Raw genomic sequence first — 15,694 nt, 5'->3', positions numbered from 1 at the left:
TTCAGCCCGGCGGACTACAGTAAAAACTACCGCCTCTCTGAATTTAACGCCGTGGCCTGCCGGGTAAAAATGGATATTATCAATAACCTCATCGATAAGATCTACCAGAACACTTTTCCTGCGGCCACGCGTGAACGCCTGCTTTCACACGTGCGCGCCGCGCGCGATGGGATAAAAAAACCACGCAAACCGCACTGGGATGAAAAAGATGTGGTGCTGATTACCTATGCCGATCAGTTTCGAGAGCCGGAAGCACCGACGCTCGCCACCTTTTCCCGCTTCTACCAACAGCACCTTCAATCCACTTTCAACCTCGTGCATCTGCTGCCTTTCTTTCCCTGGTCTTCCGACGATGGTTTTTCCGTTATCGATTATCATCAGGTGAATCCGATCTGTGGCGAATGGCGCAACGTAGCGGAGCTGCATACCCATACGCGCCTGATGTTCGATTTTGTCTGCAACCATATCTCTTCACACAGCGCCTGGTTTAAACACTATCTGGCCTGCGATGCAGGATGGGACAATTTTTTTATCAGTATGCCGCCGGGCACCGACTTAAGCGGCGTGACACGCCCGCGCACCTCACCGCTGCTGACGCCCTTTCTTCGCGCCAATGGTGAAACCCACTACATCTGGACGACCTTCAGCGCCGATCAGATCGACCTTAATTTTGCCAGCCCTGAAGTGCTGATCCGCATGGTGGATGTGCTGCTGGAATACCTGAAAAAAGGGGCCGACTACGTGCGCCTTGATGCCGTCGGTTATATGTGGAAGACGCCCGGCACGCGCTGTATCCATCTGGAAAATACCCATCTGTTGGTTAAGCTGTTTCGTGCTATCGCCGATGTGGTGGCACCCGGCACGGTCATTATTACTGAGACCAACGTGCCGCATCAGGACAATATTAGCTATTTCGGCAACGGCAGGGATGAGGCGCAAATGGTTTACCAGTTTTCCCTGCCGCCGCTGGTACTGCACGCGATCCATAACGGCTCGGCGCGCGCTGCGTCAATGGGCCGCCGGGCTCGATCTGGGCGGCGGCACCACGACTTTCTTTAATTTTCTCGCCTCCCATGACGGCATCGGCCTTAATCCAGCGCGCGGTATTCTGCCGGAAGTAGAAATCGTTTCGCTGGTGCGTGATTTGGCGCTGGAGGGCGCGCTGGTTTCCTATAAAAATAACCCCGATGGCACCACCAGCCCTTATGAAATTAATGTCACTCTGATGGATGCGCTCAGTAAACAGGATGATGACGACGATACGCGCATTCGTCGCTTTATGCTGGCGCACGCGATACTGCTGGCTTTTCCCGGCGTACCGGCCATTTATATTCAAAGTATTCTTGGCTCGCGTAACGATAACGAGGGGGTAAAAGTGGCTGGTCACAACCGCGCAATTAACCGCGAAAAATATGCGCTCTCCTTTATTGAAAAGGCGCTGGCGGGCGGTGACTATTTGCGTCAGCAGATTTTTAATCGCCTCAGCGCGTTGATTCAGCTACGCACTCGCCAGCCGGCATTTCATCCCGATAATCCGCTGGAGATCCTCGACGGTGACAACCGGCTGTTGATAATGCGGCGCTATACGCCTGACAGAGAGAACGGCTTGCTGTGCCTGTTTAATTTGAGCAGTAAAAGCGTGGACGCCAGCCTGCCGGAGGCAAAAAAATATCGTGATATTGTCGAGCAGCGCGTTATTGATGGAGCACGGCCCGTTACGTTAGCGCCCTGGGGCTATCTGTGGCTGAAAGGACAGCAGGCATAGTCGCTATGCCTGCTGACGCTTTATTTATAGACGTCTGCCGTAGCACTGAAGCGCCCATGTTCCCGTCCAGCGACGATAACGTAATACTGACCGCCCTTCTCGTCCGCCATTTTTGACAGCTCACGTTTGGCATCCATCGGCGAGGTAGTTTCCGCCGTGGTATTAACCGTGCCGATTTTTTCCAGATTCATCTTTTGCGCTTCTTCTTTCGTCACCTCTTTCGCTGCCAGTACAGAGAAAGAGAGTCCGCCGAGCAGGCAAGTAACAGCAACAGTTTTCATCAGATTCATAGTATACCTTCGCATTAAAGTTGACCGATTGTCCCTATGGCCGCCGAATGAATACAATGAGATAGGGTTAAAGCGCCCGATTCCCTGGGTGACTTTCAGAACGTCAAAGTCAGCGGCCTTGCTCAGCATCAAGTATTAACGCCCGGTGATATTTTGCCAGCTAAAGGTATAAAGTTTCTTAAACAGAATGGCTAAAGCGCACCACCGCCTCGCAAAATGCCTGCGGATGAGACATAAAAGGCGCATGGGCCGCTTTGTCTATTATCAGCGAAGCGCTACGCGGCCAGCGTTCGTCCAGCAGCGCAGCGACTTTTCGCGGCACCAGGCCGTCAAGAGAGCCGTAGATGCGCAGCAGCGGCATCTGTAAGTCTTCCATTTCAGTACGCAGATCGACATGCCGCAAAATGTCCAGCCCACCGGCCAGCACCGCTACCGGAGGAACCGGCTGGGAGAGCACCACCTCTTTTAGCATACGCGCATCCTGGCGGGCGCTTTGGGTGCCCAGCGTCTGCAATGCCAGAAAGCGTTCGACGGTACGCTGATAATCCTCGCTAAGCTGCTGCTGAAAACCCGCCAGCGTATCGGGCTTGATGCCCGGCCAACGATCGTCCTGAGCAGTAAAACAGGGAGAAGAAGCCACGGTTATCAACCCTTCCACCCGCTGCGGATAGCGCAGCGCCAGCTGACTGGCTACCAGGCCGCCCAGTGACCAACCGAGTACCAGCGACTTTTCAGGCAGCTGAGGCAGCAGCGCCGCAACCATCTCATCCAGCGTTAGCGCACCAAAACCCTGGCTGCGTCCAAAGCCCGGCAAATCGACCAAATGCAGACGAAAATGTGCGCTGAGCGGCTCAACAATGCAACGCCAGACTTCCGCATTCAATCCCCATCCGTGAAGCAGCACAAGATTACGATCGCCAGTGCCGATAGTGTGCCAGTAAAGCTGCGCCATCAGTTATTGTCTCTTTATTGCCAGTCAAGGAGGACGTTATGCTACCAATGCAGGGAGGCTGTTGGCTATGTCAGACGCCGCTGAAATTACCGCGACAGGGGCTGTGCAGTTATTGTCTGCGCGCGCTGCCGCTGCTACCGCTCTGCTGCCCGCGTTGTGGTCTGCCAGCCGGGAATTCACTTGTCGACTGTAGCCGCTGCCTGCGGCGTCCACCGCCCTGGCAACAATTGGTTGCGGTTAGCGACTATCGCTCGCCGTTAAGCCAGCTTATCGCCCGTCATAAATTTTCTCGTATTACCGCACTCTCTGTGATGCTGGCGCGACTGATTTTGCTAAGCTGGTTAGCGGCCCGGCGTCAACGCGGCCTGCGTCGTCCCGATCTGCTGTTGACCGTGCCGCTGCATCACCGGCGCGCCTGGCGACGCGGTTTTAATCAAGCCGATCTGTTAGCTAAGCCGCTGGCGCACTGGCTGGGCTGTGCCTGGCATCCTGAGGGATTAACGCGCCGCGCTGCCGGGCGCGTACAGCATCATCTGAGCGCCAGCGCCCGTAAACAGAACCTGCGTAATGCTTTTCGTCTTGAAATCGCCGTGCGCGATCGCCATATCGCTTTAATCGATGATGTGGTGACAACCGGCAGTACGGTGGCAGAAATTAGCCGCCTGTTGATGCAGGCTGGTGCCGCCAGCGTCCAGATATGGTGCCTGTGCCGTACCTTGTAGAGCGTCGGAGATGGGCGTATTATAACCAACTAAATTAGTCAACTATTGAGCAACTGCCATGATCCGAATTACCGATGCCGCCCAGGAGCACTTTGCCAAATTGCTGTCAAACCAGGAAGATGGCACCCAGATTCGCGTGTTCGTCATTAATCCGGGCACGCCATCTGCTGAATGTGGCGTTTCCTACTGCCCGCCCGATGCCGTAGAGCCGTCTGATACTGAACTGAAGTTCGAAAAGCTTTCCGCTTACGTCGATGAGCTGAGCGCACCTTACCTTGAAGACGCTGAAATCGATTTCGTGACTGACAACCTCGGTTCTCAGCTGACGCTGAAAGCGCCGAACGCCAAAATGCGTAAGGTTGCAGACGATGCGCCGCTGATCGAGCGCGTTGAATATCTGCTACAGGCGCAGATTAACCCGCAGCTGGCCGGCCATGGTGGCCGTGTGTCGCTGATGGAAATTACCGATGAAGGCTATGCCATTCTGCAGTTTGGCGGCGGCTGTAACGGTTGTTCTATGGTCGACGTGACGCTGAAAGAAGGGATTGAGAAAGAGCTGCTGGCCGCTTTCCCGGAACTGAAAGGCGTGCGCGATCTGACCGAGCACCAGCGCGGTGAGCACTCATATTATTAATATTTGAACTTTTTATAAAATAAGCAAATTAATAATAAAAGACGATCTTAATGGTCGTCTTTTATTCTAATAACTCAATAAAAATCTCCTTCTCTATTTTCTGTTTTTCTGCCTTGTAATAATGAAAAATAATAAGTTATCATATCCGAATGGTAATTATGGTTAACCAAGAAGCTAAATAGTTTTTCTGCCTGCTGATAATAACCGCACTCAAACAAATAAATAGCTATAATACTGTCCAAGTGAAAACCTTTTGTATGGAGCATTTCTGGCATATCCATTTGGTTGTCTTCTCTGTATTCAATTAAATAGTCCAACATTTCTTTAGCTTTAATTTTCCAGCTATTTAGCTGAAATAACCCTCTGTAAAAAACAATATTTTTATTGTTTGGTTCTATACTGCCTAATAAATCAAGTGTTTTTTCAAAATCCTTTTGCGGGCATGATCCTTTCAATTGATATCTTATCAGCATATCAATAATAGCTTTTTTATAAATAACCTCTTGTTTTTTATCAATATACTTTAATATTTTCTTTATCTTTTTTATTGCATAAGTAGCATCAAAAAGCTCATAACCATTTCTTAAAAGAAAATAATTCCATCTCGCATTTAATGGTTCTATCTGTAATGTTTTCTCTAATAATTTAATATTTCTCTCTAATTTGTTTTTACTTTTTACAACTTCATCCAAATAGCCATCATGACAAATGACTATATCATAATCTGGAATTATTTTCAGTGTAAAATTGTTGCTTCTCAATTCTTCATGAACATGCCCGAAATAGTAAATGTCATTTTCATTAAAAAAAAACCTCGGTACTCCGGTTGTATAGTTCTCATCGTGGTCAACAATTTTTGGACAAATAACATTTAAATTAATTTCGTCATTAATTGCTAGTTCAGGTAATTTTTTTAGAATTTCTTTGCGATCTGATTTTAAAACCTCATCTGCATCAATGAAAAAAACATATTTACCTTTTGAATTATTTAACGCATAATTTCTGGCATCAGCGAAGCTTTCAGTCCACTTGAAATTTAATAATTTCAGATTCAGCACACGTTGTTCTATTATTATATTAATTGTATTATCTGTAGATCCGGTATCTACTATAATTATTTCATCGAATTTACCAGATATGCTATCAATACATCTTTTTATAGTCCTTTCTTCATTTTTTACTATCAATAATGCTACAGTATTCAACTGATTCACATTAATTTTATCTTGCGCAGTATCATATTCCATTGATCCCTCGCTTTTTTTTAATACATTTCCTAATTTTCTTTTCTGAAAAAGGGCGCTTTTGCGCCCTCATTTCAGCGACGACTACATAAACCAGAGCCGGGAGGTAATGGTGAGCCATAAAAACCTCCAGGCCAGGAACAGGGCCTTATTCCCCCCATTATTGCTCCCCAAATAACTGACGGACCTGGGTTATATCCGGCCCCAGAAACTTTAGCATGTAATAATTCATCTTTAATTTCTTTCAGCAACTTTTCATTATCTTGCATATAAATTACCGCCCTTCCATTTCCGTTGATTTAATTAGTCTGCAAACCCTTTCTATATTATTTGTTGCATACTCCATTGTAGATAAATAAATAATATTTTTTTTATCGAAACCATTAGTGTAAAACTGCCATCGTAAACCTGGCGCGCAAATGATTATTTCTGCATAATTTTTTAGTATTTCTATGTCAGCTTCTGAAGTGTCTTGTTCAACTACCCAAGGGTAACCTTCTCGTTTAAGGTAGCTATCTAAAGCTTGAATATAGTTTTCTTCACAAAACCAAGAAAATATAGCGCTACTTATGGGAGGCGATCTACCTGGCACAGGGCTTGAGTTAAATACGAATACGATCTTTTTAGACATGGTATCCTCTTTATAAACTCTACTCCATATAGATACTAGAAAAATATAACCAACCATTTTGTGATCGGTTTCCTATTTTTAACAACTGAAAGTGATTTCTCTACAAAAAAAATAACCACACCCCCTCCAATTTCTTGAAGGTATTCATGCAGGAAATAAGCCCTATTGTAGCCAGACTTCTATTAAATATACAAGTCATAAGGTAATTTTTTCTGAGATGGTGCGCCATATATAATTAGCATTTGAAATATACTAATATAACACCATTAATTATCTATGCATTGACTGATAAAGTTAAGGGATAATTTCATCACAATTGGTTACTGGGACCTCGAAAATTAACCCCTGACAAGCATCTTCAAAATAAAATCAAAGCAATAAAAATTTCATAATCGTATAAAAATAAATTTTTATACAAAAGAGGCAGCCGCAAGGGCTGCCTTTATACTTACAGACAAAGATGTCCGATACAGGTTTATTATTTTACTGCTTCAATTAGCCGATAAAATATTTGGCATATTCACAGGAATAAGTTTGCTGTGGATTACTGCTGGATTCCAGTTCAACCCACTGGGAATTTGACGGATTATCGCGGTTAAAAGACCACGAACCGATAAAGGCGACGTTATGTTCTCTTGCATACACGCCAACTTCGCGCGCGTTTTCTAATGTGAACATCGACATATCGTCATTTTTACCGATCATCGGCGTTACTGCCACTTTGTTATACAGCTCGCGCAGAGAAAGCGTTGGATAGAACGTTGCCATCTGGTTAGCCATACTGGTTACCGCGTCGTTAGCCGCTTTACCCATATGGTCATAATAGGCAGGATTGTAGTAGTCCATAGCCATGCCGTTAATAACAAACGTCAGACCGGCATCAACGGCTTTACGTACAATACCTAAGCCGGTATTTGTCAGCCCGGTAGGCATAACCGGCAGGGTAAAGCTAATAGCGACATCCTTGTGGTTTTTCTGTACTATTTTCAGCGCCTCACAGATTTTATCCGCATCGAACAGATCATTTTCCAGATCGAAATCCAGACCTGAAACGCCAAACATATCGATGGTCTTTTCATAAGTTTCTACCAGTTTTTCAACGGGCAGTTTGGCTGAAATGTCATAATTGGCGGCGCCGCCAAAAGAGACAATGACCTTTTTGCCGAGGGCATTTAAATCATCGGCCAGCGGTTTAGCCCATTCCAACGGCATGGTCGGCTGTGCCGCCCAGCATGCGCTTTCACTTTTTGGTTCAAAGGTCAGGAATGCCAGGATAAGACCATCAATATTCCAGTCAATAACGCGCTGGGTATATTCAGGATTAGGGCGTCCTTGTGGGTAGTTCTGCCAGTCGTCCCACTGAGCATTAACGGTAACATCAATATAGGGTGTATAAGTCGTTGTCATTTTATTTATCCTCATTATCGGGTGTAAGACATTTCACACCACCGAGATAAACATACGCCGGTTATTTTAGTGAGGAAATATGTAGAATTATCAAAAGAAAATGGTTAGAAATTAAAAAATAATCATTTAGCTGCTAATTTATTTGGAAATATATATCACCATTACCAAAAAACGCCGCTTTATTGTGAAAACCCGATGACTGGCATAATAAATTAATAGAATTGCCATGCTGTTTAACGCCTTTTACATTAATAATAAAGGCGGCCCTTAGCCACCTTTATTATTACTTGTTTCTATCCTAAGATTTCATTTTCACCGGCTTATTTGTTGCGATGGTCATCCAGATCCTTAATCAGCCGATTAACCTGCTCATCGCTGAACATCTCTTCCAGCGTGCGGCTAAGCTTGCGCCTCCAGTTAGGGTATTGATCCACCGTTCCCGGTACGTTCACCGGCTGCTCCATATCCAGCCAGTCTTCCGGCTGTAGGCCTAACAGTCCACTGGCGCTTTCGGCAATATAACGCTGCATCCCCCGGTTCAGTTCCGGCGACATTGGCAGCTTCGCCGCCCGCTTGCCCAGCTTTTTAGGCACGCAGCCCTGCTCATGCAGCGCATTCAGTAGCGCCTGCTTCTGCCGCTCGCGGTTCTCATACAGCCCCTTCAGCACCTCCTTGTCGGGATAAAGCCCCAGCTTTTCGCCCAACGTTAAATCGCCCGCGCTCCAGAAGCCGCGCAGCGTTGGCAGATCGTGCGTGGTGGCGCTGGCCATCGCCTGACGCTGCCACTGCTGCGGCGCACGATAACGATCGGCGCTCTCCTGCTCAAAAAACAGTACCTTCCATGAGTAGATGCCGCTGCTACGCAGTTTGCCAACGATCGCCTGCGGCACCGTACCTAAATCCTCGCCGATTACCATACAGCGGTTGCGCTGGCTTTCCAGCGCCAGAATCGCCAGCAGATCGTCCACCGGATAGGAGACATAGGCACCGTTATCAGCCGTCATGCCGTAGGGGATCCACCACAGGCGCAGCATCGACATGACGTGATCGATACGCAGCGCGCCACAGCTTGCCATGTTCGCACGCAGCATATCGATAAAGGGCTGGTAGCCGCGTTCGACCATAACGTGTGGATCGATCGGTGGCAGCCCCCAGTTCTGACCTAACGGCCCCAGAATATCAGGCGGAGCGCCAACGGACGCTTTCAGGCAGTAGAGTTCAGGATCGCACCAGGTTTCCGCGCCGCCTTCCGCCACGCCAACGGCCAGATCGCGATAGAGACCAACCGACATACCGCGTTGCTGGCACACCTGCCAGCACTCGTCGAACTGACGGTTCGCCAGCCACTGTAGCCAGAGCCAGAAGTGCACTTCATCTTCATGCTGCCGACAGAACTGCTGCACCGCCTCGCTCTGCGCGTGACGCCACGCTTCCGGCCATACCGGCCAACCCCAGCGCTGCGCATCTTCTTTCAGCATTGCGCCATGCAGCGCGTCATAGGCCGCCTGGCTATAGAGACTTTCACCACCGGCACGAATGAAGGCTTCGAAATGCAGCCGCGTCTCATCCTGCGCATCGCGGGTAGTAAACTGCGCCCAGGCGAGGCGTAGCCCCTCGATTTTCAGCTGGTTCACCGCAGTGTAATCCACCCAGTCAGCCTGCCGCGCTGCCGTTACGCGCCGCTGCGTCTCTTTCTTTTTCCACCAGCGCTGTGCCGCCTCGCTGTGCTGGAAATCGGGCACTCGTTCGACATCAATGTAAATGATATTCATCCAGCGCCGCGAAGAGGGGCTATAGGGGCTGGCGCTTTCCGGGCTGGCGGGATAGAGCGCATGAATAGGGTTAAGGCCGATAAAGTCGCCGCCGCGATCGGCAATCTGCCCCAGCATCACGCTTAGGTCGCCAAAATCACCGATGCCCCAGTTACGTTCAGAGCGCAGCGTATAAAGCTGGACGCAGGCTCCCCAAAGCTTGCGCCCTTCCAGCAGCGCCTGCGGTTCATAGCAGCGGCGCGGTGCCATAATCACCCGGCAGGTCCAACTCTTTTTCCCCTGCTTCAGCGTCAGCTGATGATAGCCCTGCGGCAGACGCGGCGGCAGCGTTAACGTCTCGCCGCCCTGCACCTCACCCTGCCAGCTTTTCCCCTGTTCGGTCTGTAGCTGCCATTGAAAAGGACCGCTGCCGCCAATGGTGATGACTCGCTTACGTCGTCCGCCAAACACTTTTACCGTCGGCAGCGGCGCATCGCTCGCCGCGCGTGGGAACCCCATCGCCTCCAGCAAAAGCTGTCTGGTTTCCGCAGCTATCGCCTCCGGTTTCCCTTTGGCATTGATGTAGCTGGCAGCAATTCCGGCCGCGCTGGCCGCTTTCTCAAGCTGAGTTAAATCCATAACGCTTCCTGAACCCATGGTTGACTATAAGCGGCCTGCGCCGCTCTCCTTCAGCGTTGGCTTTGCCAGATACGCTGCTGATAGTCGCGTACAGAACGATCGGAGCTGAACATGCCGGTACGCGCTGTATTCAGAATAGCTGCCCTTGTCCAGGCTTCTTTATCGCGCCACAGTGCTTCAACGCGCGCCTGCGCCGCAATGTAATCGGCGAAATCGGCCAGCACCAGCCAGGGATCGCCATTCCTGGTCAGGCTATTCATCAGCAGATCGAAGGCATGTTTATCGCCCTGGCTGAAATGGCCCTTTTCAAGTTCTTTCAGCAGCCCGTCGAGATGCTTATCTTTCTTACGCAGCTTTTTCGGATCGTAGCCGTTCGCCTTCAGCGATTTCACTTCATCCACGCTGTTGCCGAAAATAAAGATATTCTCTTCGCCTACCTGCTCGGCGATTTCAACATTAGCGCCATCCAGCGTGCCGATAGTCAGCGCGCCATTCAGGGCGAGCTTCATATTGCCGGTGCCGGACGCTTCATAACCAGCCGTCGAGATCTGCTCGGAAAGATCCGCCGCCGGGATCAATAGCTCTGCGGCGGTCACGCGATAATCGGGGATAAACACCACCTTCAGACGATCGCCGATCAGCGGATCGTTATTGATCGTCTCCGCGACTTTATTGATCGCGTAAATGATATTTTTCGCCAGGTAGTAGCCGGGCGCGGCCTTGGCACCAAACAGAAAAACGCGCGGCACTTTATCCAGCTGCGGATTATCACGCAGTTGACGATAGCAGTGCAGAATGTGCAGCAGGCCGAGGTGCTGACGTTTGTATTCATGCAGCCGTTTGATCTGTACGTCAAACAGCGCATCGGGATTGATGTCGATGCCGGTAACCTGATGCACCCAGGCCGCCAACCGCTGCTTGTTGTCGAGCTTGATCTGGCGATAGCGCTGACGAAACGCCTTATCATCGGCATAAGGTTCCAGCCCTGTTAACGCATCAAGCTGCGTTACCCAGCGATCGTTGCCTAATGTCTCATCAATCAGCGCCGACAGCGCCGGATTACACTGCTTCAGCCAGCGCCGCGGCGTAATGCCGTTGGTGACATTAAAAAATTTGTGCGGCCACAGCTGGTAATACTCCGGGAAGAGATCTTTTACCACCAGCTCCGAGTGCAACGCCGCTACACCATTGACCGCAAAGCCGCCAACCACGCACAGGTTCGCCATCCGCACCTGCTTATCATGCAGCACCGCCACTTTTTCCCAGACGGTTTCATCGCCCGGCCATCGCTGCGCCACCAGCTTTTTGAAGCGCCGGTTAATCTCCTTGATGATGATGAAATGCCGCGGCAGCAGCGAACGCACCAGCCGTTCATCCCAACGTTCCAGCGCTTCTGGCATCAGCGTATGGTTGGTATAGGCAAAAACGTTGCTGGTGATATGCCACGCCTCATCCCATGTCAGCTGATGTTCATCCAGCAGAACGCGCAGCAGCTCAGGGATCGCGATAGTGGGATGAGTGTCGTTAAGCTGGATCACTTCATAATCGGGCAGTGCCGCCAGCGCACGTCCGGCCTGATGATGGCGGCGCAGAATATCCGCTACGGAACAGGCGCACTGAAAATATTGCTGCATCAGGCGCAGGCGCTTCCCTTCCTGATGGTTATCGTTGGGATAAAGCACCTTCGTCAGCTTAGCCGCATCGATACCCGGCTGCTCCGCCTGCAGGAATTTGCCATCGTTGAACAAAGAGAGATCGAACGGATGAGCGTGAGTCGCCTGCCACAGGCGCAGCGGCTGCGCCAGGCCGTTACGGTAGCCGATTACCGGCAGATCCCAGGCTTCGCCACGCATAATAAACGCCGGTTCCCAGCGTAGCGAACCGTCGTTGTTTTTTATCACTTTTCCGCCGATGCCTACCTGCACATCCAGCGCGGCGTTATGGCGAAACCAGGGGTAGCGATCGCGCTGCCAGTCATCCGGTGCCTCGCGCTGCTGGCCTTCGTCAAACGACTGGCGGAACAGGCCATATTGATAGTTCAGGCCGTAGCCGGTAGCAGACTGGCCAACCGTCGCCATCGAATCGAGATAGCAGGCCGCCAGACGCCCCAGGCCGCCGTTACCCAGCGCCGGATCGACTTCCTCTTCCAGCAGCTCGCTTAAATTGACGCCCTGCTCCGCCAGCAGCGTTTGCACTTCGTCATACCAGCCGAGGTTAAGCAGGTTATTGCCGGTCAGTCGGCCAATTAAAAATTCCATCGAGAGGTAGTTAACATGGCGCTGCGCTTGCTCTGGTTTTGCCATCGGCTGCGCCGCCAGCAGCTCCGCCAGCGCCGCGCTGACCGCCTGCCACCATTGATGCTGTGTCATTTCGCTGGCGCTTGCCAGACCTACATGCTGCCACTGGCGCGTTAACGCCGCTTCAAAACGTGCTTTATTAAATTTTTGCTGCGACATACAAATCTCTTCCGGTAAGTGAATGGTTTCGCAAAAAAAATGATGCACATATGCTGACGTTAACCCCACGGGGCGGCATCCTCCCGTAACCGGATTAGACGGGGATGAGTCGCAGGGCGTAGGCGAGACACTCATTCGTCAGCCTGATAAGTTAAGACAGCATTAAGGAAAAACGCTTGTAGTGTGATGCAATAAATGTAAAAAAAATGATATGAGCTAACGCTATCGGCTCATAAAGCCTGGTGTCAGGTAAAGATATCATCTTGCTCGTTAACCTTTACCTTACATTGCCGTTGCACCTGCTAGACGCTAATAGAAAAAATGTCGAGAAAGTATAAAGAAATGTGATGAGGTGCAACTTAATGAACAGTGGCAACGCCTTAACCTTGCATTACGCTTCCACTCATCAGAAAGTACTGAATAATTACACGCCGTGAATTAATTCTTTTTGTTTCCTTCTATGTCAACACAGTGAAGTGTCGCCATGCTGATACCATCGAAACTCAGCCGTCCACTACGGCTTCAGAACACCATTGTTCGGGAGCGTTTGATAGCCAGGCTTGCGAACATTGCGCACTACCGTTTAGCGTTAATCAGCAGCCCAGCCGGGTACGGTAAAACCACGCTGGTAGCTCAGTGGGCGGCAGACAAAAGCGATCTCGGCTGGTATTCGCTGGATGAGAGCGATAACTACCCGGAACGCTTTGCTAACTACTTTATGGCGGCAATGCAGCAGGCGACCGGCGGGCACTGTATCCGTAGCGAAGCGCTGGCACAAAAGCGCCAGTACGCCAGCCTGAGCGCGCTTTTTTCCCAGCTGTTTGTAGAGCTTGCCGAGTGGCAGCGCCCGCTTTTCCTTGTGATTGACGATTACCATCTGATTACCAATGACGCCATTCATCAGGCGATGCGCTTTTTTATCCGTCATCAGCCAGAAAATCTGACGCTGATTATTCTGTCGCGCAACCTGCCCTCGCTCGGTATCGCTAATCTGCGCGTACGCGAGCAGCTGCTGGAAATCAACAGCCAGTCGCTGGCCTTTACGCCGCAGGAGGCCAAGCAGTTTTTTGACTGCCGTTTGCAGCAGCCGATAGGGGCAGATGACTCACAGCGGCTGTGCGATGAAGTGGCAGGCTGGGCGACTGCGCTGCAACTTATCGCCCTGACGGAACGTCAGTCAAATACGCCAACGCACCAGTCCGCTCAACGCCTCGCCGGGATTAATGCCAGCCACCTCTCCGACTATCTGGTTGATGAGGTTCTGGGCTACGTGGACAGCGCAACGCGTAATTTTCTCCTGCGTAGCTCGGTGCTGCGCTCCATGAACGATACGTTAATTGCCCGCCTGACCGGTGAGGAAAACGCGCAGCTACGCCTTGAAGAAACCGAACGTCAGGGCCTGTTCTTACAGCGTATGGACGATCGCGGCGGCTGGTTTAATTTCCATCCGCTGTTTGCCAGTTTTCTGCGTCAGCGCTGTCAGTGGGAGCTGGGTAGCGAATTACATCAGCTGCATCGTGCGGCGGCTGAAGGCTGGATGGCGCTCGGCTATGCCGGTGAAGCCATCCATCATGCGCTGGCGGCGGAAGACACTACGCTGCTGCGTGATATTTTGCTGCATCACGCCTGGTCGCTGTTTAATCACAGCGAGCTGGCGCTGCTGGAAGAAGGGTTAAAAGCGCTGCCGTGGCAATTGCTGGTTGATAATCCACGTCTGATTTTGTTGCAGGCCTGGCTGGCACAAAGCCAGCATCGCTACGGTGAAGTCAACCTGCTGCTGGCGCGGGCGGAAGAAGAGATGACTTCGCAACAGATCGCCATCGATCCCCTGCTGAGCGCTGAATTTGATGCGCTGCGAGCGCAGGTTGCTATAAACGCCGGGAAGCCGGAAGAGGCTGAACGGCTGGCGAATCAGGCGCTGGCGCATCTGCCGCTGGCGCATTACTACAGCCGTATCGTTGCCACGTCGGTGAAAGGCGAGGTGCTGCACTGTCAGGGTGCGCTGGAGGCGGCACTGACGGCTATGCAGCAAACAGAAGAAATGGCGCGTCATTATAACAGCTGTCACTACGCACTCTGGGCGCTGTTGCAGCAGAGCGAGATCCTGCTGGCACAGGGCTTTTTACAAACGGCTTGGGATATTCAGGAAAAGGCTTTTGCGTTGATTAATGAAGAAGGCCTGGAGCAGCTGCCGATGCACGAGTTTTTGCTGCGCATTCGCTCCCAGCTGCTCTGGTCATGGGCGCGGCTTGATGAGGCGGAAGCTATCGCACGCAAAGGGTTAGCGGTGCTGGCTAACTTCCAGCCGCAGCAACAGCTACAGTGCCTGGCGATGCTGGCGAAATGCGCGCTGGCGCGTGGCGATCTGGATAATGCGCGCCGTCATTTAATCCGCTGTGAAAACCTGCTGGGCAACGGTCAGTATCACAGCGACTGGGTAACCAATGCCGATAAGCCGCGCGTGATTTACTGGCAAATGACTAACGATAAAATCGCCGCCGCTAACTGGCTACGGCTGACCGCCAGGCCCGCAAACGCCGATAATCACTTCTCTCAGGGGCAGTGGCGTAACATTGCCCGCGTGCAGATCCTGCTGGGGCAGTTTGATGAAGCGGAAGTGGTGCTGGATGAATTAAATGAGAATGCGCGGCGACTACGCTTAACCAGCGATCTGAACCGTAACCTGCTGCTGCTCAACACCCTTTACTGGCAAAACGGACGGAAAAGCGAAGCACAGCAGGCGCTGATTGAAGCGCTAACGCTGGCGAACCGTACCGGTTTTATCAGCCATTTTGTGATTGAAGGCGAAACTATGGCGCAGCAGCTGCGCCAGCTATTGCAATTGCACACGCTGCCGGAGCTGGAGCAGCATCGGGCGCAGCGCATATTGCGCGACATCAATCAGCATCATCGGCATAAATTTGCCCATTTCGACGAGAGCTTCGTCAGCCGCCTGTTGACCCATCCCCAGGTGCCGGAGCTGATTCGCACCAGCCCGCTGACCCAGCGTGAATGGCAGGTGCTCGGCCTGATCTATTCAGGCTACAGCAACGATCAGATCGCTGGCGAGCTGGAGGTGGCACAGACCACGATTAAAACCCATATTCGTAATCTGTATCAGAAGCTTGGCGTGATGCATCGGCAGGAAGCGGTACAGCAGGCGCAACATCTGTTGCACCTGATGGGGATGAGCGTGGCTTGAT

Annotated in this window: 11 protein-coding genes and 1 pseudogene; 4 read left to right on the top strand and 8 right to left on the bottom strand. The window is 51.1% G+C overall.

The genetic code is table 11. From position 1 onward, the window contains the following. Positions 1–69 precede the first annotated feature (69 nt). Positions 70–1,765 (top strand): annotated as a pseudogene (locus C7M51_RS19215) (alpha-amylase family glycosyl hydrolase). 20 nt (positions 1,766–1,785) lie between these two features. On the opposite strand, the gene C7M51_RS19210 reads toward C7M51_RS19215, so the two are convergent. Together C7M51_RS19210 and bioH are read right to left on the bottom strand one after the other, a co-directional pair. Beyond that, positions 1,786–2,055, bottom strand: a complete 270-nt coding sequence (locus tag C7M51_RS19210) for a YdgH/BhsA/McbA family protein (RefSeq protein WP_160623135.1) — start codon at positions 2,053–2,055, stop codon at positions 1,786–1,788. 178 nt (positions 2,056–2,233) lie between these two features. Then, positions 2,234–3,007 (bottom strand): pimeloyl-ACP methyl ester esterase BioH, encoded by a 774-nt coding sequence (gene bioH, locus C7M51_RS19205; protein ID WP_160623134.1) that lies wholly within the window; start codon positions 3,005–3,007, stop codon positions 2,234–2,236. Positions 3,008–3,045: 38 nt separating this feature from the next. On the opposite strand from bioH, the gene gntX reads away from it, so the two are divergent. Then, positions 3,046–3,729: a DNA utilization protein GntX gene (gntX, locus tag C7M51_RS19200; protein WP_160623133.1), complete on the top strand. Its 684-nt coding sequence runs from the start codon at positions 3,046–3,048 to the stop codon at positions 3,727–3,729. A gap of 58 nt (positions 3,730–3,787) precedes the next feature. Next, on the top strand, positions 3,788–4,363 hold the full coding sequence (nfuA, locus tag C7M51_RS19195; protein ID WP_141176421.1) for a Fe-S biogenesis protein NfuA: 576 nt from the start codon (positions 3,788–3,790) through the stop codon (positions 4,361–4,363). 74 nt (positions 4,364–4,437) lie between these two features. On the opposite strand, the gene C7M51_RS19190 is transcribed toward nfuA, so the two are convergent. The 6 genes from C7M51_RS19190 to malP all read right to left on the bottom strand — a co-directional run bounded on the left by C7M51_RS19190 (position 4,438) and on the right by malP (position 12,491). Beyond that, positions 4,438–5,610 (bottom strand): glycosyltransferase family 2 protein, encoded by a 1,173-nt coding sequence (locus C7M51_RS19190; RefSeq protein WP_160623132.1) that lies wholly within the window; start codon positions 5,608–5,610, stop codon positions 4,438–4,440. Between the two features lie 71 nt (positions 5,611–5,681). Then, the gene (locus C7M51_RS19185) at positions 5,682–5,876 is read right to left on the bottom strand and encodes a hypothetical protein (protein WP_160623131.1); all 195 of its coding nucleotides are present in this window, start codon (positions 5,874–5,876) and stop codon (positions 5,682–5,684) included. 5 nt (positions 5,877–5,881) lie between these two features. Continuing rightward, positions 5,882–6,238: a nitrogen fixation protein NifS gene (locus tag C7M51_RS19180; protein ID WP_160623130.1), complete on the bottom strand. Its 357-nt coding sequence runs from the start codon at positions 6,236–6,238 to the stop codon at positions 5,882–5,884. 495 nt (positions 6,239–6,733) lie between these two features. Beyond that, positions 6,734–7,645, bottom strand: coding sequence for a chitinase (locus C7M51_RS19175; protein ID WP_160623129.1), 912 nt, complete (start codon positions 7,643–7,645; stop codon positions 6,734–6,736). A 320-nt stretch (positions 7,646–7,965) separates the two neighbouring features. Further along, positions 7,966–10,035 carry a 4-alpha-glucanotransferase gene (gene malQ, locus C7M51_RS19170; RefSeq protein ID WP_160623128.1) on the bottom strand — a complete coding sequence of 690 codons (2,070 nt, stop codon included), beginning with the start codon at positions 10,033–10,035 and terminating at the stop codon, positions 7,966–7,968. Between the two features lie 50 nt (positions 10,036–10,085). Further along, on the bottom strand, positions 10,086–12,491 hold the full coding sequence (gene malP / locus C7M51_RS19165; RefSeq protein ID WP_160623127.1) for a maltodextrin phosphorylase: 2,406 nt from the start codon (positions 12,489–12,491) through the stop codon (positions 10,086–10,088). 484 nt (positions 12,492–12,975) lie between these two features. On the opposite strand from malP, the gene malT reads away from it, so the two are divergent. Next, the gene (gene malT / locus C7M51_RS19160) at positions 12,976–15,693 is read left to right on the top strand and encodes an HTH-type transcriptional regulator MalT (protein ID WP_160623126.1); all 2,718 of its coding nucleotides are present in this window, start codon (positions 12,976–12,978) and stop codon (positions 15,691–15,693) included. The last annotated feature ends 1 nt before the right edge of the window (position 15,694 follow it).

The organism is Mixta intestinalis (genome assembly GCF_009914055.1).
GTDB classification, from domain to species: Bacteria; Pseudomonadota; Gammaproteobacteria; order Enterobacterales; family Enterobacteriaceae; genus Mixta; species Mixta intestinalis.
Note: the sequence above shows the minus strand (reverse complement) of the source record. Positions and strands in the feature narration are given on the sequence as shown.

Coding starts and splice junctions, on each gene's coding strand:
- C7M51_RS19185 (WP_160623131.1), bottom strand. CDS start 5,876: ATGCAAGATAATGAAAAGTTGCTGAAAGAAATTAAAGATGAATTATTA.
- malT (WP_160623126.1), top strand. CDS start 12,976: ATGCTGATACCATCGAAACTCAGCCGTCCACTACGGCTTCAGAACACC.
- C7M51_RS19190 (WP_160623132.1), bottom strand. CDS start 5,610: ATGGAATATGATACTGCGCAAGATAAAATTAATGTGAATCAGTTGAAT.
- C7M51_RS19180 (WP_160623130.1), bottom strand. CDS start 6,238: ATGTCTAAAAAGATCGTATTCGTATTTAACTCAAGCCCTGTGCCAGGT.
- C7M51_RS19210 (WP_160623135.1), bottom strand. CDS start 2,055: ATGAATCTGATGAAAACTGTTGCTGTTACTTGCCTGCTCGGCGGACTC.
- nfuA (WP_141176421.1), top strand. CDS start 3,788: ATGATCCGAATTACCGATGCCGCCCAGGAGCACTTTGCCAAATTGCTG.
- malQ (WP_160623128.1), bottom strand. CDS start 10,035: ATGGATTTAACTCAGCTTGAGAAAGCGGCCAGCGCGGCCGGAATTGCT.
- C7M51_RS19175 (WP_160623129.1), bottom strand. CDS start 7,645: ATGACAACGACTTATACACCCTATATTGATGTTACCGTTAATGCTCAG.
- malP (WP_160623127.1), bottom strand. CDS start 12,491: ATGTCGCAGCAAAAATTTAATAAAGCACGTTTTGAAGCGGCGTTAACG.
- gntX (WP_160623133.1), top strand. CDS start 3,046: ATGCTACCAATGCAGGGAGGCTGTTGGCTATGTCAGACGCCGCTGAAA.
- bioH (WP_160623134.1), bottom strand. CDS start 3,007: ATGGCGCAGCTTTACTGGCACACTATCGGCACTGGCGATCGTAATCTT.